The organism is Streptomyces sp. NPDC017936, from assembly GCF_044328485.1.
Classification (GTDB): domain Bacteria; phylum Actinomycetota; class Actinomycetes; order Streptomycetales; family Streptomycetaceae; genus Streptomyces.
This window is the reverse complement of the sequence record NZ_JBIRHK010000013.1, coordinates 93,249-115,156: the sequence shown is the minus strand read 5'-3', so window position 1 is coordinate 115,156 and position 21,908 is coordinate 93,249. Positions and strand designations below refer to the sequence as shown.

Here is a 21,908-nt window from a genome sequence, read left to right as displayed (position 1 = left end):
CCGCGGGCCCACCCGGGGGGGGGGGCCCCCCGGGCCGGGGGGCCCCCGCGGGGGCCCGCCCCCCGGGGGGGGGGGGGGGGGGGGCGCCCCCCCCCCCCCCCGGCCCGCCGCGCCGCACGGGCCCCGGAGCGAGGGGCGCGAGCGCAGGAGCCGGAGGCCCTAACGGAGGAAGGGGTCCACCGCCACCGCGACGAACAGCAGCGAGACATAGGTGATGGACCAGTGGAACAGGCGCATCTCCTTGAGCTTGCCCCCCGTCACCTCGGCCTTCGCCCGGCCGAACAGGGCGTGCGCCTCCCACAGCCACCAGCCGCCGGCCGCCAGCGCGACCGCCGTGTAGAACCAGCCGGTGTAACCGAGCGGGGTCAGCAGCAGCGAGACGGCGACCATCACCCAGCTGTAGACCACGATCTGCTTGGCGACCACCTTGTTGGAGGCGACGACCGGGAGCATCGGCACGCCCACGCGCGCGTAGTCCTCCTTGACCTTCATGGACAGCGGCCAGTAGTGCGGGGGCGTCCAGAAGAACATGACGAGGAAGAGGACGACCGGCGCCCAGGACAGCGAGTTCGTGACCGAGGACCAGCCGATGAGGACCGGCATGCAGCCCGCGATGCCGCCCCAGACGATGTTCTGCGCGGTCCGCCGCTTGAGGATCATCGTGTAGACGACGACGTAGAACAGGAGCGCGCCGAGGGCGAGCCAGGCGGACAGCCAGTTGACGGTCAGGCCGAACAGGAGCGTCGAGACGACCGCGAGGGTGATGCCGAAGGCGAGGCACTCGCGCGGGCTGACCATGCCGGTGACCAGGGGGCGCTGCGAGGTCCGGTCCATCAGGGCGTCGATGTCGCGGTCGATGTACATGTTCAGCGCGTTGGCGCCGCCCGCGGAGAGGTAACCGCCCAGGCAGGTGAGCAGCACCAGGCCGAGGTCCGGCACCCCTTGCTGCGCCAGGAACATCACCGGAACGGTGGTGATGAGCAGCAGCTCGATGATCCGTGGCTTGGTCAGCGCCACGAACGCCATGCCCCGGGCCCCGGCCGGCCGCCGACTCGGGCTCTGGCTCGTCCCGATAACCCCCGCTGGACGGGATTCAACGGCCGTCACGCACACCCCTGACAGAGACATCCCAGCGAGCCCCCCGGTGTGAGGTCCCGGTAAGGGCTCGCGCGTACCACGCCACTCTAGACGTTGCCCACACCTCGCTCTTCGCGGGGGTGGGGTCGTGTTGACGGAGGCCACCCGGGGGTGTGGGCGGGGTCTCCCACGGGTCCGCTCATCGGTCGTACGGAAGCTCGATTGAGCAGTCGGATGAGCGGCTCCGTATTCATCTGCCGACCGGGTCACGGGCCGGTCGGCAGGCGGATCCCGGGAAGGCCCGGCAGTCTGTAATGACTCGAAAAACGCACGTCCTGACGGGGGTAGGCTCGACAGCGGCCGGTGGGCACCCAGTGCACCGGCAGCCGGTGGGCGCGCGCCCGAAGCAGCCGGTATTCGACATGTGGAGAGGAGCCCTGACCCAGGGTGAGCACCAAGCCGACCACCACAGACCTCGAGTGGACCGAGTTGGACCAGCGGGCCGTGGACACGGCCCGTGTCCTGGCCGCCGACGCCGTACAGAAGGTCGGCAACGGCCATCCCGGTACGGCGATGAGCCTGGCGCCCGTCGCCTACACGCTCTTCCAGAAGGTGATGCGGCACGACCCGGCGGACCCCGCCTGGGTGGGCCGCGACCGTTTCGTGCTGTCCGCGGGACACTCGTCCCTGACCCTCTACACCCAGCTGTACCTGGCCGGCTTCGGCCTGGAGCTGGACGACCTGAAGGCCTTCCGGACGTGGGGTTCGAAGACCCCCGGTCACCCCGAGTACGGCCACACCGCGGGCGTGGAGACGACCACGGGCCCGCTGGGGCAGGGTGTCGCCAACGCCGTCGGCATGGCGATGGCCGCCCGCTACGAGCGCGGGCTGTTCGACCCCGAGGCCCCGGCCGGCGAGTCGCCCTTCGACCACTTCGTGTACTGCATCGCCGGTGACGGCTGCCTCCAGGAGGGCATCTCCGCCGAGGCGTCCTCGCTGGCCGGCCACCAGAAGCTCGGCAACCTCGTCCTGCTGTGGGACGACAACCACATCTCCATCGAGGGCGACACGGAGACGGCCGTCTCCGAGGACACCGTCAAGCGCTACGAGGCCTACGGCTGGCACGTGCAGCGCGTGGAGCCGCAGGAGAACGGCGACCTCGACCCGGTCGCGATCCACGCCGCGATCGAGGAAGCGAAGAAGGTGACGGACAGGCCGTCCTTCATCGCGATGCGCTCGATCATCGCCTGGCCGGCCCCGAACGCGCAGAACACCGAGGCCGCGCACGGCTCGGCGCTCGGCGACGACGAGGTCGCGGCCACCAAGCGCGTCCTCGGCTTCGACCCCGAGCAGACCTTCGAGGTCGCCGACGAGGTCATCGCCCACACCCGCAAGGCCCTGGAGCGCGGCGCCGAGGCGAAGGCCGGGTGGGAGAAGTCCTTCCAGCGGTGGCGGGACGACAACCCCGAGCGCGCCGCCGAGTTCGACCGCATCGCCGCGGGCGAGCTGCCGGCCGGCTGGGAGGAGAAGCTCCCGGTCTTCGAGCCCGGCAAGGGCGTCGCCACCCGCGCCGCGTCCGGCAAGGTGCTCCAGGCGCTCGGCGCGGTCATCCCCGAGCTGTGGGGCGGCTCCGCCGACCTGGCCGGCTCCAACAACACGACGATCGACAAGACCTCGTCGTTCCTGCCCGCCGGCAACCCGCTGCCGGAGGCGAACCCCTACGGCCGCACGGTCCACTTCGGCATCCGCGAGCACTCCATGGCCGCGGAGATGAACGGCATCGCGCTGCACGGCAACACCCGGATCTACGGCGGCACCTTCCTCGTCTTCTCCGACTACATGCGCAACGCGGTGCGCCTGTCGGCCCTGATGCACCTGCCGGTGACGTACGTGTGGACGCACGACTCCATCGGCCTCGGCGAGGACGGCCCCACCCACCAGCCGGTCGAGCACCTCGCGTCGCTGCGCGCGATCCCCGGCCTGAACGTGGTGCGGCCCGCCGACGCCAACGAGACGGCGATCGCCTGGCGCGAGATCCTCAAGCGCCACACCAAGGAGTTCGGCAAGGGGCAGCCGCACGGTCTGGCCCTCACCCGCCAGGGCGTGCCGACGTACGAGCCCGACGAGAACGCGGCGAAGGGCGGCTACGTCCTGTTCGAGGCCGACGGCGGCGAGGCGCAGGTCATCCTGATCGCCACCGGTTCCGAGGTGCACGTGGCCGTCGAGGCGCGCGAGCGGCTCCAGGCCGACGGCGTGCCGACGCGGGTCGTCTCCATGCCGTCCGTGGAGTGGTTCGAGGAGCAGGACCAGGGGTACCGGGACTCCGTGCTGCCGCCGTCGGTGAAGGCGCGGGTCGCGGTCGAGGCCGGGATCGGTCTCACCTGGCACAAGTACGTCGGGGACGCCGGCCGCATCGTCTCCCTGGAGCACTTCGGCGCTTCGGCCGACGGCAAGGTCCTCTTCCGCGAGTACGGCTTCACCGCCGAGAACGTGGCCGCCCAGGCCCGGGAATCCCTCGCGGCCGCCCAGCGCTGACGCCCATACACGACACGTAGGAGATGTATTCCATGACAGACGCACTCAAGCGCCTCTCCGAGGAAGGCGTCGCGATCTGGCTGGACGACCTGTCGCGCAAGCGGATCACGTCCGGCAACCTCGCCGAGCTGATCGACCAGCAGCACGTCGTGGGCGTCACCACCAACCCGTCGATCTTCCAGAAGGCGATCTCGCAGGGCGACGGCTACGACCAGCAGCTGTCGGACCTCGCCGCCCGCAAGGTCACCGTCGAAGAGGCCATCCGCATGATCACCACGGCGGACGTCCGGGACGCCGCCGACATCCTGCGCCCGGTCTTCGACGCCACCGGCGGTCAGGACGGCCGTGTGTCGATCGAGGTCGACCCGCGTCTGGCCCACCACACCAAGGCGACCGTCGCCGAGGCCAAGCAGCTGGCCTGGCTGGTCGACCGCCCCAACACGCTGATCAAGATCCCGGCGACGAGGGCGGGCCTGCCCGCGATCACCGAGGTCATCGGTCTCGGCATCAGCGTCAACGTCACCCTGATCTTCTCGCTGGAGCGCTACCGCGAGGTCATGGACGCCTACCTCGCGGGCCTGGAGAAGGCGAAGGAGAGGGGACTCGACCTCTCCCTGATCCACTCCGTGGCCTCCTTCTTCGTGTCCCGCGTGGACACCGAGATCGACAAGCGGCTCGACGCCCTCGGCACCGACGAGGCCAAGGCCGCCCGCGGCAAGGCCGGCGTGGCCAACGCGCGCCTGGCCTACCAGGCGTACGAGGAGGTCTTCTCCTCCGACCGCTGGAGCGCGCTGGAGAAGGCGGGCGCCAACAAGCAGCGTCCGCTGTGGGCCTCCACGGGCGTGAAGGACCCGGCGTACAAGGACACCCTGTACGTGGACGAGCTGGTGGCGCCGAACACGGTGAACACCATGCCGGAGGCGACCCTGTTCGCCACCGAGGCCCGCGGCGAGATCCGCGGCGACGCCGTCACCGGCACGTACGAGCAGGCCCGCGCCGACCTCGACGCGGTCGAGAAGCTGGGCATCGCGTACGACGACGTCGTGCAGCTGCTGGAGGACGAGGGCGTCGACAAGTTCGAGGCCTCCTGGAACGACCTGCTCAAGTCGACCGAGGCGGAGCTGGAGCGCCTCGCTCCTTCGGAGGGCTGAGACCTTGTCCCCCCTTTCCGGTTCCGGGGCGAACCCGCTCCGTGACCCCGCCGACCGACGGCTCCCGCGTATCGCGGGGCCGTCGGGCCTGGTCATCTTCGGCGTCACGGGCGACCTGTCGCGGAAGAAGCTGATGCCCGCGGTGTACGACCTCGCCAACCGGGGTCTGCTGCCGCCGGGCTTCTCGCTGGTCGGCTTCGCCCGCCGCGAGTGGGCCAACGAGGACTTCGCCCAGGAAGTCCACGACGCCGTGAAGGAGCACGCCCGCACCCCCTTCCGCGAGGAGGTCTGGCAGCAGCTCATCCAGGGCATGCGCTTCGTGCAGGGCACCTTCGACGACGACGACGCGTTCGAGCGGCTGCGCTCGACCATCGAGGAACTGGACAAGGCACAGGGCACGGGCGGCAACTTCGCCTTCTACCTCTCGGTGCCGCCGTCGGCGTTCCCGGTGGTCATCCAGCAGCTGAAGAAGCACGGCCTGGCCGACCAGACGGGCGGCTCCTGGCGGCGCGCGGTCATCGAGAAGCCGTTCGGCCACGACCTGAGGTCGGCCGAGGAGCTCAACGCGATCGTCCATGAGGTCTTCGCCCCGGACCAGGTCTTCCGCATCGACCACTACCTGGGCAAGGAGACCGTCCAGAACATCCTGGCGCTGCGCTTCGCCAACACGATGTTCGAGCCGATCTGGAACCGGTCGTTCGTGGACCACGTGCAGATCACGATGGCCGAGGACATCGGCATCGGCGGCCGGGCGGGCTACTACGACGGCATCGGCGCGGCCCGCGACGTCATCCAGAACCACCTGCTGCAGCTCCTCGCCCTGACCGCGATGGAGGAGCCGGCCTCCTTCGACGCCGACGCGCTCGCCGCGGAGAAGACCAAGGTCCTGGGCGCGGTCCGGCTGCCGAAGGACCTGGGCCGCGACACCGTGCGCGCCCAGTACGCGGCCGGCTGGCAGGGTGGTGCGAAGGTCATCGGCTACCTCGAGGAAGAGGGCATCGACGCCAAGTCGAAGACCGACACCTACGCCGCCATCAAGGTCGGCATCGACAACCGCCGCTGGGCGGGCGTCCCCTTCTACCTGCGCACCGGCAAGCGGCTCGGCCGCCGGGTCACGGAGATCGCGGTCGTCTTCCAGCGCGCCCCGCACTCCCCCTTCGACACGACCGCCACCGAGGAACTGGGCTCCAACGCGATCGTCATCCGGGTCCAGCCCGACGAGGGCGTCACCGTCCGCTTCGGCTCCAAGGTGCCGGGCACCTCGATGGAGATCCGGGACGTGTCGATGGACTTCGCCTACGGCGAGTCCTTCACCGAGTCCTCGCCGGAGGCGTACGAGCGGCTCATCCTGGACGTGCTGCTCGGCGACTCGAACCTCTTCCCGCGCACCGAGGAGGTCGAGCTGTCCTGGAAGATCCTCGACCCGATCGAGGAGTACTGGGACGCGCACGGCAAGCCCGCGCGGTACCCGGCCGGCACCTGGGGGCCCGTCGAGGCGGACGAGATGCTCGAACGAGACGGACGGAGCTGGCGCCGGCCATGAAGATAGACCTCACGGACACCACGGCCAGCAAGATCAACAAGGCACTGGTGCAGGGCCGGCGCGCGATCGGCACGCCGGCCGTGGGCATGGTGCTCACGCTGGTCATCGTCACGGACGAGGAGAACGCGTACGACGCGCTGAAGGCCGCCGACGACGCCTCGCACGAGCACCCCTCGCGCACGCTCGTGGTCGTCAAGCGCGTCTCCCGCTCCTCTCGCGACCGCACCCGGTCCCGCCTGGACGCCGAGGTGCGGGTGGGCGCGGACGCGGGCACCGGCGAGACGGTCGTGCTGCGGCTGTACGGCGAGGTGGCCGACCACGCGCAGTCGGTGGTGCTGCCGCTGCTGCTGCCGGACGCGCCGGTCGTCGTCTGGTGGCCGGTGAACGCGCCGCTCGACCCGGCCGCCGACCCGCTCGGCGCGCTGGCCCAGCGCCGTGTCACCGACACCTACGCCGCCGAGCAGCCGGTACGGGACCTGGCGGCCCGCTCCGAGACCTACACCCCCGGCGACACCGACCTGTCGTGGACCCGCATCACGCCCTGGCGCTCGATGCTGGCCGCGGCCCTGGACCAGGTCGCCTGCCGGGTGGAGTCGGTCGAGGTGGAGGGCGAGGAGTTCAACCCGAGCTGCGAGCTGCTGGCGATGTGGCTCGGCGAGCGGCTGGACGTGCCCGTCAAGCGCTCGCTGTCCGCCGGGCCGGGGCTCACGGCGGTGCGCCTGGCCACCGACTGCGGCCCGATCGCGCTGGACCGGGCCGACGGCTCGCTGGCCACGCTGTCCATCCAGGGCCAGCCCGACCGTGCGGTGGCGCTCAAGCGCCGGGACACGGCCGAGCTGATCGCGGAGGAGCTGCGCCGGCTGGACCCGGACGACACGTACGCCTCGGCCCTGCGGTTCGGGGTGGAGCGGCTGAACGCCTCGGCGGCGTCCGGGGCGGCCGCGTCCGACGAGGCGGCGGCGGCCGACGAGGCGGCGGCGGCCGACGAGGCGGCGGCGGCCGACGAGGCCGGGGAGTCCGGACGGCCGGCGGCTTCCGCCGAGGCGTCCGAGGCTCCCGCGGCGGTCGACACGCCCGTCGAGGAGGCCGCGAAGGCGCCCGCGAAGCAGGCGGCGAAGAAGACCGCCCGGAAGGTCCCCGCGAAGAAGGCCGCGGCGAAATGAGCGCGCCGCAGCTCGTCGTGCACCGCGACAAGGACCTGATGGCGCAGGCCGCCGCGGCCCGCCTGATCACGAAGATCGTGGACGCGCAGGCCTCCCGGGGCCACGCGTCCGTCGTCCTCACCGGTGGCCGCAACGGCAACGGGTTGCTGGCCGCGCTGGCGGCCGCGCCCGCGCGGGACGCCGTCGACTGGGGCCGGCTCGACCTGTGGTGGGGCGACGAACGCTTCCTGCCGGAGGGCGACCCGGAGCGGAACGTCACGCAGGCCCGCGAGGCCCTGCTGGACTCCGTCCCCGTGGACCCCGAGCGCGTGCACGCCATGCCCGCGTCGGACGGTCCGTACGGCTCCGACGTGGAGGCGGCCGCGGAGGCGTACGCCGAGGAACTGGCCCGGGCGGCCGGCCCCGAGACGATGAAATCGGCGGCCGGCGCCGCGGGCGACTCCGTGCCCGCGTTCGACGTCCTGATGCTGGGCGTCGGCCCGGACACCCACGTGGCCTCGCTGTTCCCGGAGCTGCCGGGCGTACGGGAGACCGAGCGCACGGTGGTCGGCGTCCGCGGCGCGCCCAAGCCCCCGCCGACCCGGATCACCCTCACGCTCCCGGCGATCCGGGCGGCCCGTGAGGTGTGGCTGCTCGCGGCCGGCGAGGACAAGGCGCAGGCGGCGGCCATCGCCCTGTCGGGCGCGGGCGAGATCCAGGCGCCGGCGGCCGGCGCCCGGGGCCGCTCCCGGACCCTGTGGCTCCTGGACGCGGCGGCGGCCTCCCGGCTGCCGAGGACGCTGTACCCGCCGGCGTCGCCCTGAGCGATGCGACGGGCGGCGCACGAGTGAGGGCGGCGGGCACGGGGCCCGCCGCCCTCTCTCGGTAGCTGGAGGCGGTCACTTCACCGAGCCCGCCATCACTCCCTGGACGAAGTGCCGCTGGAACGCGAAGAACACGGCCACCGGCACCACCAGGGACACGAACGCCCCCGGCGCCAGCACGTCGACGTTGCTCCCGAACTGCCGTATCTGGGACTGGAGCGCGACGGTCAGCGGCTGTGCGGAGCTGTCCGCGAACAGCAGCGCGACCAGCATGTCGTTCCACACCCACAGGAACTGGAAGACGGCGAGGCTGGCGAGGGCCGGCCGGCCCACCGGCAGGACCAGGCGGGTGAAGATCCGCCACTCGCTGCCGCCGTCCATCCGGGCCGCCTCCAGCATCTCCTTCGGGATCTCGACGAAGTAGTTGCGCAGCAGGAACACCGCGAACGGCAGTCCGTACGCGACGTGGAACAGCACGACGCCCGGAACGGTCCCGAACAGCCCGAGCGAACCGAAGAGTTTGGCCACCGGGAGCAGGCCGATCTGCACGGGCACCACCAGCAGCGCCACGACGACCAGGAACACCGCGTCCCGACCGGGGAAGTCCAGCCACGCGAAGGCGTATCCGGCGAGTGCCGCGAGCACGACGACCAGCACGGTCGTCGGCACCGAGATCAGGACGGTGTTCCAGAACGCCTGGGTGATCCCGGCGTTCCCCAGCAGCGCCGAGTAGTTGTCGAAGGACAGCTGCCCGGGGCTGGTGAACACCGTCCACCAGCCGCCCTTCGCGGTGTCCCCGGCGGACCGCAGCGAGGACAGGAACAGTCCGGCCAGGGGGGTCATCCACACCAGGCCGACCACCACGAGGAAGGCCTGGACGAGCCCGTTGCCCAGGTGGCGCCTGAGGGCGTTCATCGCTGACTCCTTCGGAAACGGCGGACGTTGAAGACCATGGCCGGGACGACCAGCAGCAGGAGCAGCACGCCCAGCGCGCTGCCGAGCCCCTGGTTGTTGCCGCCGCCGAACGACACCAGCCACATCTGCGTCGCGAGCACGGTCGCGTCCTCCTGCACGGGCCCGGGCGCGATGATGTAGACGAGGTCGAAGACCTTCATCACGTTGATCACCAGGGTCACGAAGACCACGGTCAGCACGGGCGCCAGCAGCGGGACCGTGATGCGCCGGAAGATCTGCCACTCGTTCGCCCCGTCCATCCGCGCCGCCTCCAGCGCGTCCCGGGGCAGCGTCGCGAGTCCGGCGCCGATCAGCACCATCGCGAAGCCGGTCCAGATCCACAGGTAGGCCCCGATGATCGCCGGAGTGACCAGCGCCGGCCCGAGCCAGGAGACGCCGTCGTACGGCGGTGCGAAGTTCGACGCCGGAAGCCGCAGCGTGTACGCACCCGCGTCCAGCCCGGAGAACCGGAAGGAGCCGTCCGACGCGGTGGTCGTGCTGGCGGCCGTCCGTCCGTCGCGGACCGCCTCCACGGTCGTCCCGGGCAGGCCGCTCTCCTGCCGGTCCACCCTGCCCTGTTCGCCTCCGCCGCCGGGGGTGAAGTCCAGGTAGACCACCCCGCGCAGCTCGTCCGGGGCCGCCGTGCGGCCGGCGGCCGCGTAGGCGGGTTCGGCGTCCGCGGGCAGGTCCTTGGGCGGGACGCCGACCAGCGGGAGGGACACCGAGTCGCCGGGGGACACGCTCGCACCGGTCCGGTACGAGCCGTCCGCCTGTTCGGTGAGCCCCTGGCCGTCGCGTGCGCGGGCCGTCGGGTACACGGACGTGCCCTCGAAGGCGTCGTGGACGGCGACCACGGCCGCGTTCAGCACGCCCTTGTCCGGGTCCTCGTCGTACGCGAGCCGGAAGATGATGCCGGCGGCGAGGAAGGACACCGCCATCGGCATGAACAGCAGCAGCTTAAACGCGGTCGCCCAGCGGACCTTCTCCACCAGCACGGCGAGGATCAGCCCGAGGCCGGTCAGCAGGGCGGGCGCCACGACGACCCAGATCGCCGTGTTCCGTACGGCCTTGAGGGTCGCCGGGTCGCGGAACATCTCCGCGTAGTTCTCGCCGCCGACGAAGCGGGTGCCGGACGCGTCGAAGAAGCTGCGGCCGACCGAGAACAGCACCGGGTAGACGACGAGGGCGCCCAGCAGGAGCAGCGCGGGAAGGGCGAACAGCAGGGCGACGGTCCGCCCCCGCCTCCGGGAGCGCCGCGCGGGACCGGTGCGGTCCACGGGCGGCGGGGCCGCCTCTTTCACCAGGGTCGCGGTCATGTCCGGTCAGCCCCGGTAGGCCTTGGCCGCGGCGGTCTCCAGCGCGGCCGCGGTCGCCTTCGGGTCGGAGGGGTCGCGCAGGAAGTCCTGGAGCAGCTTCCACTCCCCCGCGCCCTTGGTGCCGCCGAACGCGGCCGGCGCCTGGTCGGACATGTCGAACCGGACCGAGTCCCCGGCGCCGACGAGGGACTTGGCGGTGGCCCGGGTGACGTCGTCGCCGTACGAGGCGAGGTCGAGGTTCTTGTTCGGGGACAGGAAGCCACCCGCCTTCGCCCAGACGGCCGCGGCCTCGGGGGTCGCCAGGTACTCCAGGAGTGCCATGCCCGCCTTGGCGTTCTTGCCGTCCTTGAGGACGACGGCCGCGTCGCCGCCGCTGACCACCGGGGCCTGACCGCCGCCGACCGCCGGGAACGGGAAGAAGTTCGCGTCCTTGCCGATCGCCTTGCCGAACTGGTCCTTGGCGACGCCGGCGACGAAGTCGCCCTCGTAGACCATGCCCGCCTCGGGCTTCGGCCCGAACACCTTCTCCACGGAGCCCGGGAAGTCCGTGTTCAGGGCTTCCTTCTGACCGCCCGCGACCAGCTGCTTGTCCTTGAAGAGCTTGCCGAGGCTCGTCAGCGCCTCGACCACCGACGCGTCGGTCCACTTCAGCCGGTGGGTGGCGAGGGCGTCGTACTTCTCGGGTCCGGCCTGGGAGAGGTAGATGTTCTCGAACCAGTCGGTGAGGGTCCAGCCGTCCTGCCCCGCGACCGAGAAGGCGGACAGTCCGGAATCGGACAGGGTGTGCCCGGCGGTGAGCATCTCGTCGTACGTGGTGGGCGGCTCGACGCCGGCCTGGGTGAGGGCGTCGGGGCTGTACCAGACCGTCGACTTGTGGGCGGCCTTGAAGTACAGGCCGTAGAGGGTGCCGTCGACGCTGCCGTACTTCTTCCACACGGGCGCGAAGTTGGCGTCCACGGACGTGCGGGCGGTGTCGGAGAGGGGCTGGAGCCAGCCCTTCTCGGCGAACTGCTGGAGCACGCCGACCTGCGGGACCATCACCAGGTCGGGGGCGTTGCCGCCCTCGATCTTGCTGCCGACGACGGTGGAGACGTTGTCCCCGGTGGACACGAACTGGGTCTTCGCGCCGGTCTTCTCGCTGAACGCGTCCAGCACCTTCTGGAAGTTCTTCTGCTCGCTGCCGGACCACACGCCGGCCACGGTGACGGTCTGGCCGCTGAGTGCCTTGTCGCCGCCGCCCGCCGAGACCGGGCCGCCGCCGCAGGCGGTGGCGCCGAACGCCAGGGCGAGGGCGGTGCAACTGGTGACCAGGGTCGTACGTCGTCGCATCATCGTTGATGTCCCTTCGGGGAATGGGAGTGGACGGAGGTCAGAGGTCGGTCAGCCACCAGGCCGACGTCGAACCGGGCAGGACGCCGGCCGGGCAGGGGCCGCTGGACAGCAGCGGTGTGCCGGAGACCGGCGCGGGCGTGGGGGACGTGCCGAAGTTGACGGCACAGACGAGTCCGTCGCCGCGGACGAAGGCGAGCACCCCGGGCGGGGTGTCCAGCCAGCGCAGCGAGCCCTCGCCCAGTTGGGGAAGCGCGGCCCGCAGTTGCAGGCCGTCGCGGTACAGGTGCCAGAAGGAGCGGGTGTCGGCGAGGGCCCGGTCGGTGGCGTACTCGGCGAAGTAGTCCGGCTGCGGCAGCCAGGGCTTGGCGCCCTCGGCACCGGAGGTGAAGCCGAACGGCGAGGCCTGTCCCGACCACGGCAGGGGGACGCGGCAGCCGTCGCGGATGCGGGCGCGGCTGCCGGTGCGCCGGAAGATCGGGTCGGTGAGCACGTCGTCGGGCAGGTCGACGACCTCGGGCAGGCCCAGTTCCTCGCCCTGGTAGATGTAGGCGGCGCCGGGCAGCGCCAGCATCAGCAGGGCGGCGGCACGGGCGCGGGCGGTGCCGAGTCCGCTGCCCTCGGTGGCCGGTTCGCCGTAGCGGGTGACGGTGCGGACCTGGTCGTGGTTGTTGAGGACCCAGGTGACCGTGGAGCCCGTGCCGGCTATGTCCTCCATGGCCTCGGTGACGACCTTGCGGAAGGCGTCCGCGCTCCAGGGGGCGCTCAGCAGGTCGAAGAAGAAGGCCTGGTGGAGCTCGTCCGGGCGGACGTACTCGGCGTGTTCGCGCGCCGTCGGGACGGAGACCTCGCCGACCAGGAGCCGTTCGCGGCCGTCGCGTGCCGTGTACTCCTCGCAGACCGCCCGCCAGTGCCGCCACACGTCGTGCACCTCGGGCTGGTTCCAGGCGAGCGGGTTGACCGAGTCCCGGGTGCGGGCGTCGGCCTCGGGGTCCGGGGAGTCGGGCAGGCCGGGGTGCTTGAAGAGGCCGGCGGCGACGTCGATGCGGAAGCCGTCGACGCCCCGGTCGAGCCAGAAGCGCAGGATCCGGTCGAACTCGGCGGCCACCTCGGGGGTGCGCCAGTTCCAGTCCGGCTGTTCGGGGGTGAACATGTGCAGGTACCACTGGCCGGGGCGCCCGTCCGGCTCGGTCACCCGGCTCCAGGCCGGGCCGCCGAACATGGCGTGCCAGTTGTTGGGCGGCTCGGCGCCGTCCGGGCCGCGGCCGTCGGCGAAGTGGAAGCGGGCCCGGGCCTCGCTGCCGGGAGCGGAGGCGAGCGCCTCGCGGAACCACGGGTGCTCGCTGGAGCAGTGGTTGGGGACGATGTCCAGGAGCACCTTGACACCGAGCCGCCGGGCGGCCGCGACCAGCAGGTCGAACTCGGCGAGGTCCCCGAAGAGCGGGTCGACGTCGCAGTAGTCGACGACGTCGTAGCCGTGGTCGTGCTGCGGGGACGGGTAGAAGGGGCTCAGCCAGATCCCGTCCACGCCGAGCTTCCTCAGATACGGCAGTCCGGCCCGGACCCCGGCGAGGTCGCCGATGCCGTCACCGGTGCTGTCCAGAAAGCTGCGGACGTACACCTGGTAGATCACTGCGTCACGCCACCAGTGGTGCCTGTTCAACCCGTTGACCTGTCTCTGTGAAGGGCAGCAGTTATGCATGCATGTTAGGTAGACGTGTCGCGAGGGTGTCAATGAGAAGAACGAAGGCATCGAAGAGTTGGGTGAACGAATCCGGACTTATCAGTGCACCCTGAGCCAGGATGAGATGTCCGCGTTACCTAACAAGTAACTAGGGAGTTATCGCTGAGGGATCGCGGCGAGCTCCCGCGCCAGGCGCCGCACCGCCGCCGCGGGCGCCTCGTGCCCGGTCATGGCGTCGTGCACGACCGACTGCACCACCAGGCTGACCTGGTCGTAGCGCGGGCTCTTGGGGCGCGGCGCGGCCGCGAGGACGCTCTCGCGCAGCGTCGGCAGATAGGGGAACGCCCGGATCAACGCGGGGTCCTCGTACAGCGCGGCACGTACGGGCGGCAGGGCGCCGCGCGTGAGGACCTGGCGCTGCACCGGCTCACTGGTGAGGTAGGCGATCAGCCGCGCGGCCGAGTCGGGGTGCCGTGCGTGGCTGGTGACGGCCAGGTTCGAGCCGCCGAGCACGCTGGCGCCCGGACCGTCCGGTCCCGGCAGCGGCACGGCACCGATCCGCCCGGCGACCCGGGACCCCCGGGCCGAGGCGGCGACGTAGGCGTACGGCCAGTTGCGCAGGAAGAGCAGCCGACCGTCCTGGAAGGCCTGCTTGGACTCCTCCTCCTTGTACCTGAGCGCCTGCCGCGGTATCCAGCCCTCGCGCAGGCCCCGGGCGAGGAACCCGATGCCCTCACGGGCGGCGGCCGAGTCCACGGTGACGCGCGCGCCCTCGTCGCCGAGGATCGTCCCGCCCGCCGAGTAGACGACCTCGGCCGCGTTGACGGTGAGGCCCTCGTAGGGCAGGAACTGGCCGGCGTAGCCGTCGAGCCCGTGCTTCGGGGCGATGGTCCTCGCGTAGCGTTCCAGCTCCGCCCAGGTGCGCGGCGGCGGGACGCCCTCCGCGGCGAGGACGTCCTTGCGGTACAGCAGGAGGCCGGCGTTGGTGACGTACGGAACGGCGTACAGCCGTCCGTCGTAGGTCGCCGTGTCCACGACCGGCGCCAGGAAGGTCCCGAGCGGGAAGCGGTCGGGGGGCAGCGGGCGGATCCAGCCGGCGGCGGCGAACTCGGAGGTCCAGCTGACGTCGATGTTGAGGACGTCGAAGCGGCTGCGGCCGCCGTCGCGCAGGTCGGTGGCCATCTGCGCGTGGGTCTCGTCGGCCGAGTCCGGGAGCTCGACGAGCGTGACCCGCTCGCCGGGATGGGTGCGGTTCCAGCCCTCCAGCAGGGGGCCGAGATAGCCGGTGAGGTCTCCGGCCGTGGCGAGCGTCAGCGGCCCGCGGCCGCCCTGTGGCCCGTCGTCGGCGCGCGCGCCCGAGGCCACGTATCCGGTCAGGACCACGACGAGAACGAGGAGGCCCCTACCGGCGGCGCGTATCCACCGCATAGGTTCCTCCTTGCACACCGGCGCCGGGCACCGTCGCCCGGAGTCAGAGGCCATGTATACCTGTTAGGTATGGGCGATACTAGGGCCTGGAGCACATTGACCAGACAGGAGGACAGCACACGTGCGCCTGCCCCTCCTGGCTCTCCTCGCGCGCGGTCCGGCCCACGGCTACGAGCTCAAGCACGACCTTGAGCAACTGCTGGGCGCCGCGTACCCTCAGCCGAACGTCGGCCAGATCTACGTCACCCTCGGCCGCCTCGAGAAACAGGGGCTGATCGAGGGCGAGGACGTCGAGCAGTCGAGCCGGCCCAACAAGAAGGTCTACCACCTCACCGACACCGGGCGGGAGGCGCTGCGCGCCTGGTTCGAGGAGCCCGAGGACGAGCCGCGGGTCCGGGACGAGTTCTTCATGAAACTGGCCCTCGCCCCGCAGACCGGTCTGGCCGACCAGATCGCCCTCATCAACAGACAGCGGCGTCAGTACCTCAACACCATGCGCAGCCTGTCGAAACTGGCAGCCGCCGAAGACCGTGACAACCGCATCGCCCATCTGCTGATCGAGGGCGCGATGCTGCACCTGCAAGCCGACCTCGACTGGCTGGAGCGGTGCCAGGAAGAGCTGGAGGAGCTGGAGTGAACGACCGCCCCACTCCCGTGCTGCGTGCCGAGGGCCTGGTCAAGACCCATCACGGCGAGGGCGCCCCGGCACACGCCGTGCGCGGGGTCGACCTGTGCGTCCTCCCCGGGGAGTTCGTGGCGATCACGGGCCCCTCCGGCGCCGGGAAGTCGACGCTGCTGCACCTGCTCGGCGGACTGCAACGACCGGACGCCGGCAGCCTGTGGCTGGACGGCGAGTGCACCGACGCGTACGGCGAGGCCCGCTGGGCGGTGGAGCGCAGGAAGCGCATCGGGTTCGTCTTCCAGTTCTTCAACCTGGTGTCGAACCTGTCGGTCGCCGACAACGTCGAGCTGCCCGCGCTGCTCGCCGGGTCCTCCCCCCGGCAGGCGCGCGCCGAACGGAAGTCGCTGCTGGCGGAGCTGGGCCTCGAGGGCAAGGCGAGGAGCATGCCGGGCGAGCTGTCCGGCGGTGAGCAGCAGCGGGTCGCGCTGGCCCGCGCCCTGGTCAACCGTCCGCCGCTGCTGCTCGCCGACGAGCCCGCGGGCAGCCTGGACAGCCGGGGCACCCGCGAGGTGATGCGGTTGCTGTCCCGCTTCCACCAGCGCGGCCAGACGATCGTGCTGGTCACCCATGACGCACGGCTGGCGAGCGCCGCGGACCGGGTGATCAGCTTCTTCGACGGGCGCATAGCCGACGACGCGGCCCTGGACGGCACGCCGTCACGCGGCACCGGGACGTCCGGTGTGCTGGAGCTGAAGGACTGAGATGCGGCTCCCCGACCGTCCCCGCACCCTGTTCGCCGAGCGTCCCTGCACGCTGCCCGAGCGGAGAGGGTGAAGCCGTGCGAGCCACGTTGCGCTGGGCGCACTCCGATCTGCGCACGCACCGCGGCGAGGCACTGTTCCTCGTGCTCGCCACGGCCGGCATCGTCGCCTCGCTGCTGCTGGCCACGGCGCTGTTCGGTTACGCCACCAACCCCTGGCAGCGCGTGTTCACGCAGGCGCGCGGCGCCCACGTGTGGATCCACACCGGCGCCTCCGCACCCGCGGAAGGACTCGGCGCACGACTCGACGCGCTGGACGGCGTCGAGTCCGTCGCCGGCCCCTATCCCGTCGCCTCCGTCACCCTGACCTCCCGCGGTGCCCGCGCCTCCGTCGAACTGCGCGGCACCTCCGAGCTGCCCGCCGTGGGCCGGCCGCTGCTCACCTCCGGCCGGTGGCTGGACCCCTCGGCCACCGACGGCGTCGTCCTGGAGAGCCGTCTCGCCCGCACCCTGGTGGCCGAACCCGGCGACACCCTCACCCTGCCCGGCGCCACACGGAGACTGACCGTCCTCGGCATCGCCGAGAGCGCCGAACCGCGCTACCGGCCGGGTGGTCGGCCAGGGCTCGTCTGGGCCCTCCCGTCGGCCGTGCCGAAACCGGGCGGCCAGGTGAGCGGCCAGGTCATCGGACTGCGCCTGACCGACCCCGACGACACGGACTACGCCGTCCAGCGCGCGGTCACCGTGCTGGGCGCCGACGCGGTCGGCGAGGTCTCCACCTGGCGGCAGGCACGCGCCGAGGCCCAGGGCGACAACCGCCTGCTGGGACAGGTGCTGGGCCTGTTCGGTCTCGGCGCGCTGGTCGCCGCTGGCCTCGCCGTGCACGGGGCGATCGGTACCCGTATCCGCGGACATCTGCGGGACATCTCCGTGCTGAAGGCCATCGGCTTCACCCCCGGTCAGGTCGTCCGGATCTTCCTGCTCCAGCACATCGCCTACGCGCTGCTCGGCGCCGCGGCCGCGGCGGCGCTCGTCCAGGCGCTGGGCCACCGGGTCCCGGGGCGCCTCGGGGACGCGATCGGCGTGTGGCAGGGGCTGCCGGGACACACCGTGGCACTGTTCGCCGTGCCGGCGGGGGCGGTGCTGTTCATCGGCGCGACGACCGGACTCGCCGCCTGGCGGGCGGGACGCGTGCCTCCGGTACCGGTGCCGCGGCCCCGGGTCGCGGCCGGCGGACGGCTCCCGGCCGTGGCGCGCCGGGCGCTCGGGCTGCGGCTGCCGCCCGCGCTGGTCCTGGGCTGGCACAAGGCCTTCACCCGCCGGCTTCGGTCGCCCGCCACGGTGGCCCGGCTCGCGCTGCCGCTGCTGCTGATCGTGGTCGCCATGAGCGCCTGGACCACCATCGACCGCTTCCACAGCAGACCCGAGCGGACCGGCCTGCCGACCGCGCTCACCGTCCACGCGGACGCCGGTCTGACCGAGCGGGAGACACGCACCCTGCTGGAGCGCGACCCGCAGGTCGCCGTCGCCTACCCGGGCGTGGAGGTGGCGGCCCTGGTCCCGGGCCAGACGGCGACGATCGCCCTGCGGGGACTCGGAACCCGCCAGGACCCGTACCCGTACACCCTGGCGGAGGGCCGCCCCGCGCGCGGCCGCGACGAGGCGGTGGCCGGACAGGGTCTGCTCGACCTGCTGGACGTGCGCGTCGGCGACTGGGTGCGGATGACCGTGGGCGACCAGCCGCAGATCCTGCACATCGTGGGCCGCAGCATCGAGCCCGCGAACTCCGGGCGGGTCATCTCCACCTCGCTGGACACGCTCCGGGAGAACGACCCGGGGCTCGGTCCGACGCTGTACCAGCTGCGGCTGCGCCCCGGCGCCGACCCCCAGGCGGTCACCGGCCGGCTGACCACCGCCGGGCACGGTCACCTGGACGTGCACGCCGTGCCCAACCCGGCCGACGGCCTCTCGCCGCTGCGCGCGGTCGTCGTGGGCCTGATCGCCGTCCTGGCCCTCATCGGACTCATCGAACTGCTCACCACGATCGGCGGCACCGTGCGCGAGGGCGAACGGGATCTGCTGGCCCTCAAGGCCATCGGCCTGTCCCCGCGGCAGATCACCGCGATCACCGTCACGGCCACCGGCAGCACCGCGCTGGCCGCGGTCCTCGTCGGTACGGCCCTGGGCACGCCTCTCGCGCAGTGGCTGATCGACGCCCAAGGCAGGTCGAGCGGCATCGGCGCCGGCATCGCCGAGAGTCCGTCACCCGCCCTCCTGCTGCTGTTCGGCGCCGCCGCGGTGCTGGGGGCGTGCGCGCTCGCCGCCGTGCCGGCGTCCCGCGCCGCCCGTCGCCGTCTCGCGGACACACTGAACGCGGTGGCCTGACGGGTTCCGTGATCGCCTCGGCAGGCAGGGACTTCCGCGGGACGGGACGGCCGCGCGCCGTCCCGTCCCGCGGCGGTCGTCACCGCCGGCCGCGCAGCTCCCGGTACTTGGCGACCAGGGCCTTCGTGGAGGCGTCCAGGCCGGGCACGTCCGCGCCCTCGGTCAGCGCGGGCTCGACGCGCTTGGCGAGGACCTTGCCGAGCTCCACGCCCCACTGGTCGAAGGAGTCGATGTTCCACACCGCGCCCTGCACGAACACCTTGTGCTCGTACAGCGCGACGAGCTGGCCGAGCACCGAGGGGGTCAGCTCGCGGGCGAGAACGGTGGTCGTGGGGTGGTTGCCCTTGAAGGTCTTGTGGGCCACCAGTTCCTCGGGCACTCCCTCGGCCCGCACCTCGTCCGGGGTCTTGCCGAAGGCCAGCGCCTGGGTCTGGGCGAAGAAGTTGGCCATCAGCAGGTCGTGCTGGGCCTTGAGCTCGTCGCCCAGCTCGGCGACCGGGTCGGCGAAGCCGATGAAGTCGGCCGGGATCAGCTTCGTGCCCTGGTGGATCAACTGGTAGTAGGCGTGCTGGCCGTTGGTGCCCGGCGTGCCCCAGACGACGGGGCCGGTCTGCCAGTCGACCTCCTTGCCGTCCCGGCCGACGTACTTGCCGTTGGACTCCATGTCGAGCTGCTGGAGGTAGGCGGCGAACTTCGACAGGTAGTGGCTGTAGGGCAGCACCGCGTGGGACTGGGCGTCGTGGAAGTTGCCGTACCAGATGCCCAGCAGCCCCAGCAGCAACGGGGCGTTGGCCTCGGCGGGGGCGGTGCGGAAGTGCTCGTCGACGAGGTGGAAGCCGTCGAGCATCTCGCGGAAGCGGTCCGGGCCGATGGCGATCATCAGGGAGAGGCCGATCGCCGAGTCGTAGGAGTAGCGCCCGCCGACCCAGTCCCAGAACTCGAACATGTTGTCCGGGTCGATGCCGAACTCGGTGACCTTCGCGGCGTTGGTCGACAGGGCGACGAAGTGCCGGGCGACGGCGGCCTCGTCGCCGAGGGCGTCCAGCAGCCAGCTGCGGGCCGAGGTGGCGTTGGTGATCGTCTCGATGGTGGTGAAGGTCTTGGAGGCGATGATGAACAGCGTCTCCGCCGGATCCAGGTCCCGGGTCGCCTCGTGGAGGTCGGCGCCGTCCACGTTGGAGACGAAGCGGAAGGTCAGGGACCGGTCCGTGTACGCCCGCAGCGCCTCGTACGCCATCGCCGGGCCGAGGTCGGAGCCGCCGATGCCGATGTTGACCACGTTCCTGATCCGCCTGCCGGTGTGGCCGGTCCAGGCACCGGAGCGGACGCGGTCGGCGAAGCCTGCCATCTTGTCGAGGACGGCGTGCACCTCCGGGACGACGTTCTCCCCGTCGACCTCGATCACCGCGTCGCGCGGGGCGCGCAGGGCGGTGTGCAGCACGGCGCGGTGCTCGGTGGTGTTGATCTTCTCGCCGCGGAACATGGCGTCCCGCAGGCCGAAGACGTCGGTGGCGGCGGCCAGCTCGCGCAGCAGCCGCAGCGTCTCGTCGGTGACGAGGTGCTTGGAATAGTCGATGTGCAGGTCTCCCACCTGCAACGTGTACTCGCCGCCGCGCCCGGGGTCGGCGGCGAACAGCTCGCGCAGCTGCACCTCGCCGAGTTCCTCGCGGTGCTTGGCCAGAGCGGTCCACTCCGGCGTCTGGTTGAGCCTCGTACGGCCGTCTGCGTTCATGTCGGACCCAGCCCTCTTTCCTCACCTGTCCGTGCTGCACGTCGTGTCCCGCTGCGGTTCCCAACCTAGTTGATCAGCCCGTGACGTGAGCGGTGGTGGGGCCGTCCTGCGGTGCGCCCACAGATACGTCCGCCCGGGCCGCCGGTATCAACGCGATGACCGCCAGGGCGAACAGCAGGGCCGCGAGCAGCGCCGGAGCGTTCAGGCCGAAGGCCGCCGCCACGGCGCCGCCGAGCACGGCGCCGAGCGGCGCTCCGGAGGTGGAGGCCGTACGGAAGGCGGAGGAGATGCGGCCCGTCATGGGCTCGGGGCTGCGTTGCTGCATCAGCGTGACCTGGTGGACGTTCCACACCATGTTCATGATGCCGAGCAGCAGCAGGCCCACGAGGAGGGCGCCGAGATGACGGACGGCGCCCATCAGCAGCAGGGCCGCCGTCTGGACGGTCCCGGCCAGCAGCAGGGCCCGGGCGCGGCCGGTGCGGCGCGCGATGCGCTGGGCCAGGAAGCCGCCGGCGAGGCTGCCGGCGGCGTACACCGTCATGGCGGCGGCGAACTCGGTGTCGCCCGCGCGCAGCCAGCGCGTGACGTGCAGGACGAGGGTGGCGATCAGGGCGCCCATGCCGATGTTGCAGAGCAGGGTGGCCAGGCAGACGGGCCGCAGGACGCGGTCGCGCCACAGCGCGCGCAGCCCCGCGCCGATCTCCGCCCGCAGGGTGCTGCCCGCGGGGCGCGGCTCCCGCTCGGGCGGCCGTGTCCGCAGGGAGGCGATCAGGGCGGCGGCCAGCAGATAGGTGGCCGCGTCCGCCGCGAACGGCACGCAGGCGCCGGCGCCGAGCAGCAGCGGCACGACCGGTCCGGCCGGCAGGCCGCCGAGGACCTGCTGGCCGGTCATCAGCCGGGCGTTGGCCCCGCCGAGGGCCGCGCGGTCCACCAGGGACGGCAGCAGGGCCGTGGCGGCGTTGTCGAAGAGCGTCTGCAGTGCGGTCAGCAGGAAGGCGAGGGCGAGCAGCAACGGCACCGAGGCGTGTCCGAGGGCCACGGCGAGCGCGAAGGCGGCGACGAGGCATCCGCGCACGGCGTCCACGGCCCACATCGCGCGCCGCTGGTCCACCCGGTCGGCGACGGCCCCGCCGAGCAGTCCGAACAGCAGCCAGGGGACGTAGCCGCAGGCGGTCACGGCGGCGACGACCGGGGGGTCGTCCGTGAGGTCCACGGCGAGCAGGGGCAGCGCGGTCGTCCGTAACGCGTCCCCGAACCGTGAGATCACGGCGGCGCCCCACAGCCGCCCGAAGCCGCCGCGCCACGCGGGGGCGCGCCCGCCCGCCGTACCGACCGTCGTCACGACTCCCCCTCCTCGTCCGCCGGTTCGTCGGCGTCACGAGCGGCGCGGGGAGAACCCGCGGCGCGGACGGTCGCACGAACCACT

16 protein-coding genes are annotated in these 21,908 nt (G+C 72.1%); 8 read left to right on the top strand and 8 right to left on the bottom strand.

All coding sequences use genetic code 11. The annotated features are described in order from the left end of the window. Nucleotides 1-159: 159 nt before the first annotated feature. Entirely contained in the window at nucleotides 160-1,113 is a 954-nt protein-coding gene (locus ACH4F6_RS25950; protein ID WP_397962883.1) for a heme o synthase, read from the bottom strand. Between the two features lie 411 nt (nucleotides 1,114-1,524). Between ACH4F6_RS25950 and tkt the strand changes: the two genes are divergently transcribed. From tkt to pgl, 5 genes are read left to right on the top strand one after another with little or no spacing between them, the layout of a single operon-like run. Then, a complete protein-coding gene (gene tkt, locus ACH4F6_RS25945) occupies nucleotides 1,525-3,612 on the top strand; it encodes a transketolase (protein WP_397962731.1) in 2,088 nt (695 codons plus the stop codon). A gap of 32 nt (nucleotides 3,613-3,644) precedes the next feature. Next, complete coding sequence (gene tal / locus ACH4F6_RS25940) at nucleotides 3,645-4,763, top strand: transaldolase (RefSeq protein ID WP_397962730.1); 1,119 nt, start codon at nucleotides 3,645-3,647, stop codon at nucleotides 4,761-4,763. A 4-nt stretch (nucleotides 4,764-4,767) separates the two neighbouring features. After that, entirely contained in the window at nucleotides 4,768-6,306 is a 1,539-nt protein-coding gene (gene zwf, locus ACH4F6_RS25935) for a glucose-6-phosphate dehydrogenase (protein ID WP_397962729.1), read from the top strand. Next, nucleotides 6,303-7,469 (top strand): glucose-6-phosphate dehydrogenase assembly protein OpcA, encoded by a 1,167-nt coding sequence (gene opcA, locus ACH4F6_RS25930; RefSeq protein ID WP_397962728.1) that lies wholly within the window; start codon nucleotides 6,303-6,305, stop codon nucleotides 7,467-7,469. Before zwf ends, opcA begins: the two co-directional genes overlap by 4 nt. Then, nucleotides 7,466-8,272, top strand: a complete 807-nt coding sequence (gene pgl, locus ACH4F6_RS25925) for a 6-phosphogluconolactonase (protein ID WP_397962727.1) — start codon at nucleotides 7,466-7,468, stop codon at nucleotides 8,270-8,272. The genes opcA and pgl overlap by 4 nt, the downstream gene beginning before the upstream one ends. A 75-nt stretch (nucleotides 8,273-8,347) precedes the next feature. On the opposite strand, the gene ACH4F6_RS25920 is transcribed toward pgl, so the two are convergent. From ACH4F6_RS25920 to ACH4F6_RS25900, 5 genes are all read right to left on the bottom strand, one after another. Continuing rightward, nucleotides 8,348-9,187, bottom strand: coding sequence for a carbohydrate ABC transporter permease (locus tag ACH4F6_RS25920; RefSeq protein WP_397962726.1), 840 nt, complete (start codon nucleotides 9,185-9,187; stop codon nucleotides 8,348-8,350). After that, nucleotides 9,184-10,542 (bottom strand): ABC transporter permease subunit, encoded by a 1,359-nt coding sequence (locus ACH4F6_RS25915; RefSeq protein WP_397962725.1) that lies wholly within the window; start codon nucleotides 10,540-10,542, stop codon nucleotides 9,184-9,186. Before ACH4F6_RS25915 ends, ACH4F6_RS25920 begins: the two co-directional genes overlap by 4 nt. Nucleotides 10,543-10,548: 6 nt before the next feature. Next, complete coding sequence (locus ACH4F6_RS25910; protein ID WP_397962724.1) at nucleotides 10,549-11,874, bottom strand: ABC transporter substrate-binding protein; 1,326 nt, start codon at nucleotides 11,872-11,874, stop codon at nucleotides 10,549-10,551. 37 nt (nucleotides 11,875-11,911) lie between these two features. Further along, complete coding sequence (locus tag ACH4F6_RS25905) at nucleotides 11,912-13,573, bottom strand: glycoside hydrolase family 13 protein (protein ID WP_397962723.1); 1,662 nt, start codon at nucleotides 13,571-13,573, stop codon at nucleotides 11,912-11,914. Between the two features lie 138 nt (nucleotides 13,574-13,711). Continuing rightward, nucleotides 13,712-14,983, bottom strand: a complete 1,272-nt coding sequence (locus ACH4F6_RS25900; protein ID WP_397962722.1) for an ABC transporter substrate-binding protein — start codon at nucleotides 14,981-14,983, stop codon at nucleotides 13,712-13,714. A 121-nt stretch (nucleotides 14,984-15,104) separates the two neighbouring features. Here ACH4F6_RS25900 and ACH4F6_RS25895 point away from each other — a divergent pair, with 121 nt between their 5' ends. The 3 genes from ACH4F6_RS25895 to ACH4F6_RS25885 all read left to right on the top strand — a co-directional run bounded on the left by ACH4F6_RS25895 (nucleotide 15,105) and on the right by ACH4F6_RS25885 (nucleotide 18,750). Then, nucleotides 15,105-15,620 carry a PadR family transcriptional regulator gene (locus ACH4F6_RS25895; RefSeq protein WP_397962721.1) on the top strand — a complete coding sequence of 172 codons (516 nt, stop codon included), beginning with the start codon at nucleotides 15,105-15,107 and terminating at the stop codon, nucleotides 15,618-15,620. Further along, nucleotides 15,617-16,366, top strand: a complete 750-nt coding sequence (locus ACH4F6_RS25890) for an ABC transporter ATP-binding protein (RefSeq protein WP_397962720.1) — start codon at nucleotides 15,617-15,619, stop codon at nucleotides 16,364-16,366. Before ACH4F6_RS25895 ends, ACH4F6_RS25890 begins: the two co-directional genes overlap by 4 nt. 77 nt (nucleotides 16,367-16,443) lie before the next feature. After that, complete coding sequence (locus tag ACH4F6_RS25885; protein WP_397962719.1) at nucleotides 16,444-18,750, top strand: ABC transporter permease; 2,307 nt, start codon at nucleotides 16,444-16,446, stop codon at nucleotides 18,748-18,750. 79 nt (nucleotides 18,751-18,829) lie between these two features. Here the strand turns inward: ACH4F6_RS25885 and pgi are convergent, their stop codons facing one another. Further along, a complete protein-coding gene (pgi, locus tag ACH4F6_RS25880) occupies nucleotides 18,830-20,482 on the bottom strand; it encodes a glucose-6-phosphate isomerase (RefSeq protein ID WP_397962718.1) in 1,653 nt (550 codons plus the stop codon). A 73-nt stretch (nucleotides 20,483-20,555) separates the two neighbouring features. Beyond that, the gene (locus tag ACH4F6_RS25875) at nucleotides 20,556-21,824 is read right to left on the bottom strand and encodes an MFS transporter (protein WP_397962717.1); all 1,269 of its coding nucleotides are present in this window, start codon (nucleotides 21,822-21,824) and stop codon (nucleotides 20,556-20,558) included. Nucleotides 21,825-21,908 lie beyond the last annotated feature (84 nt).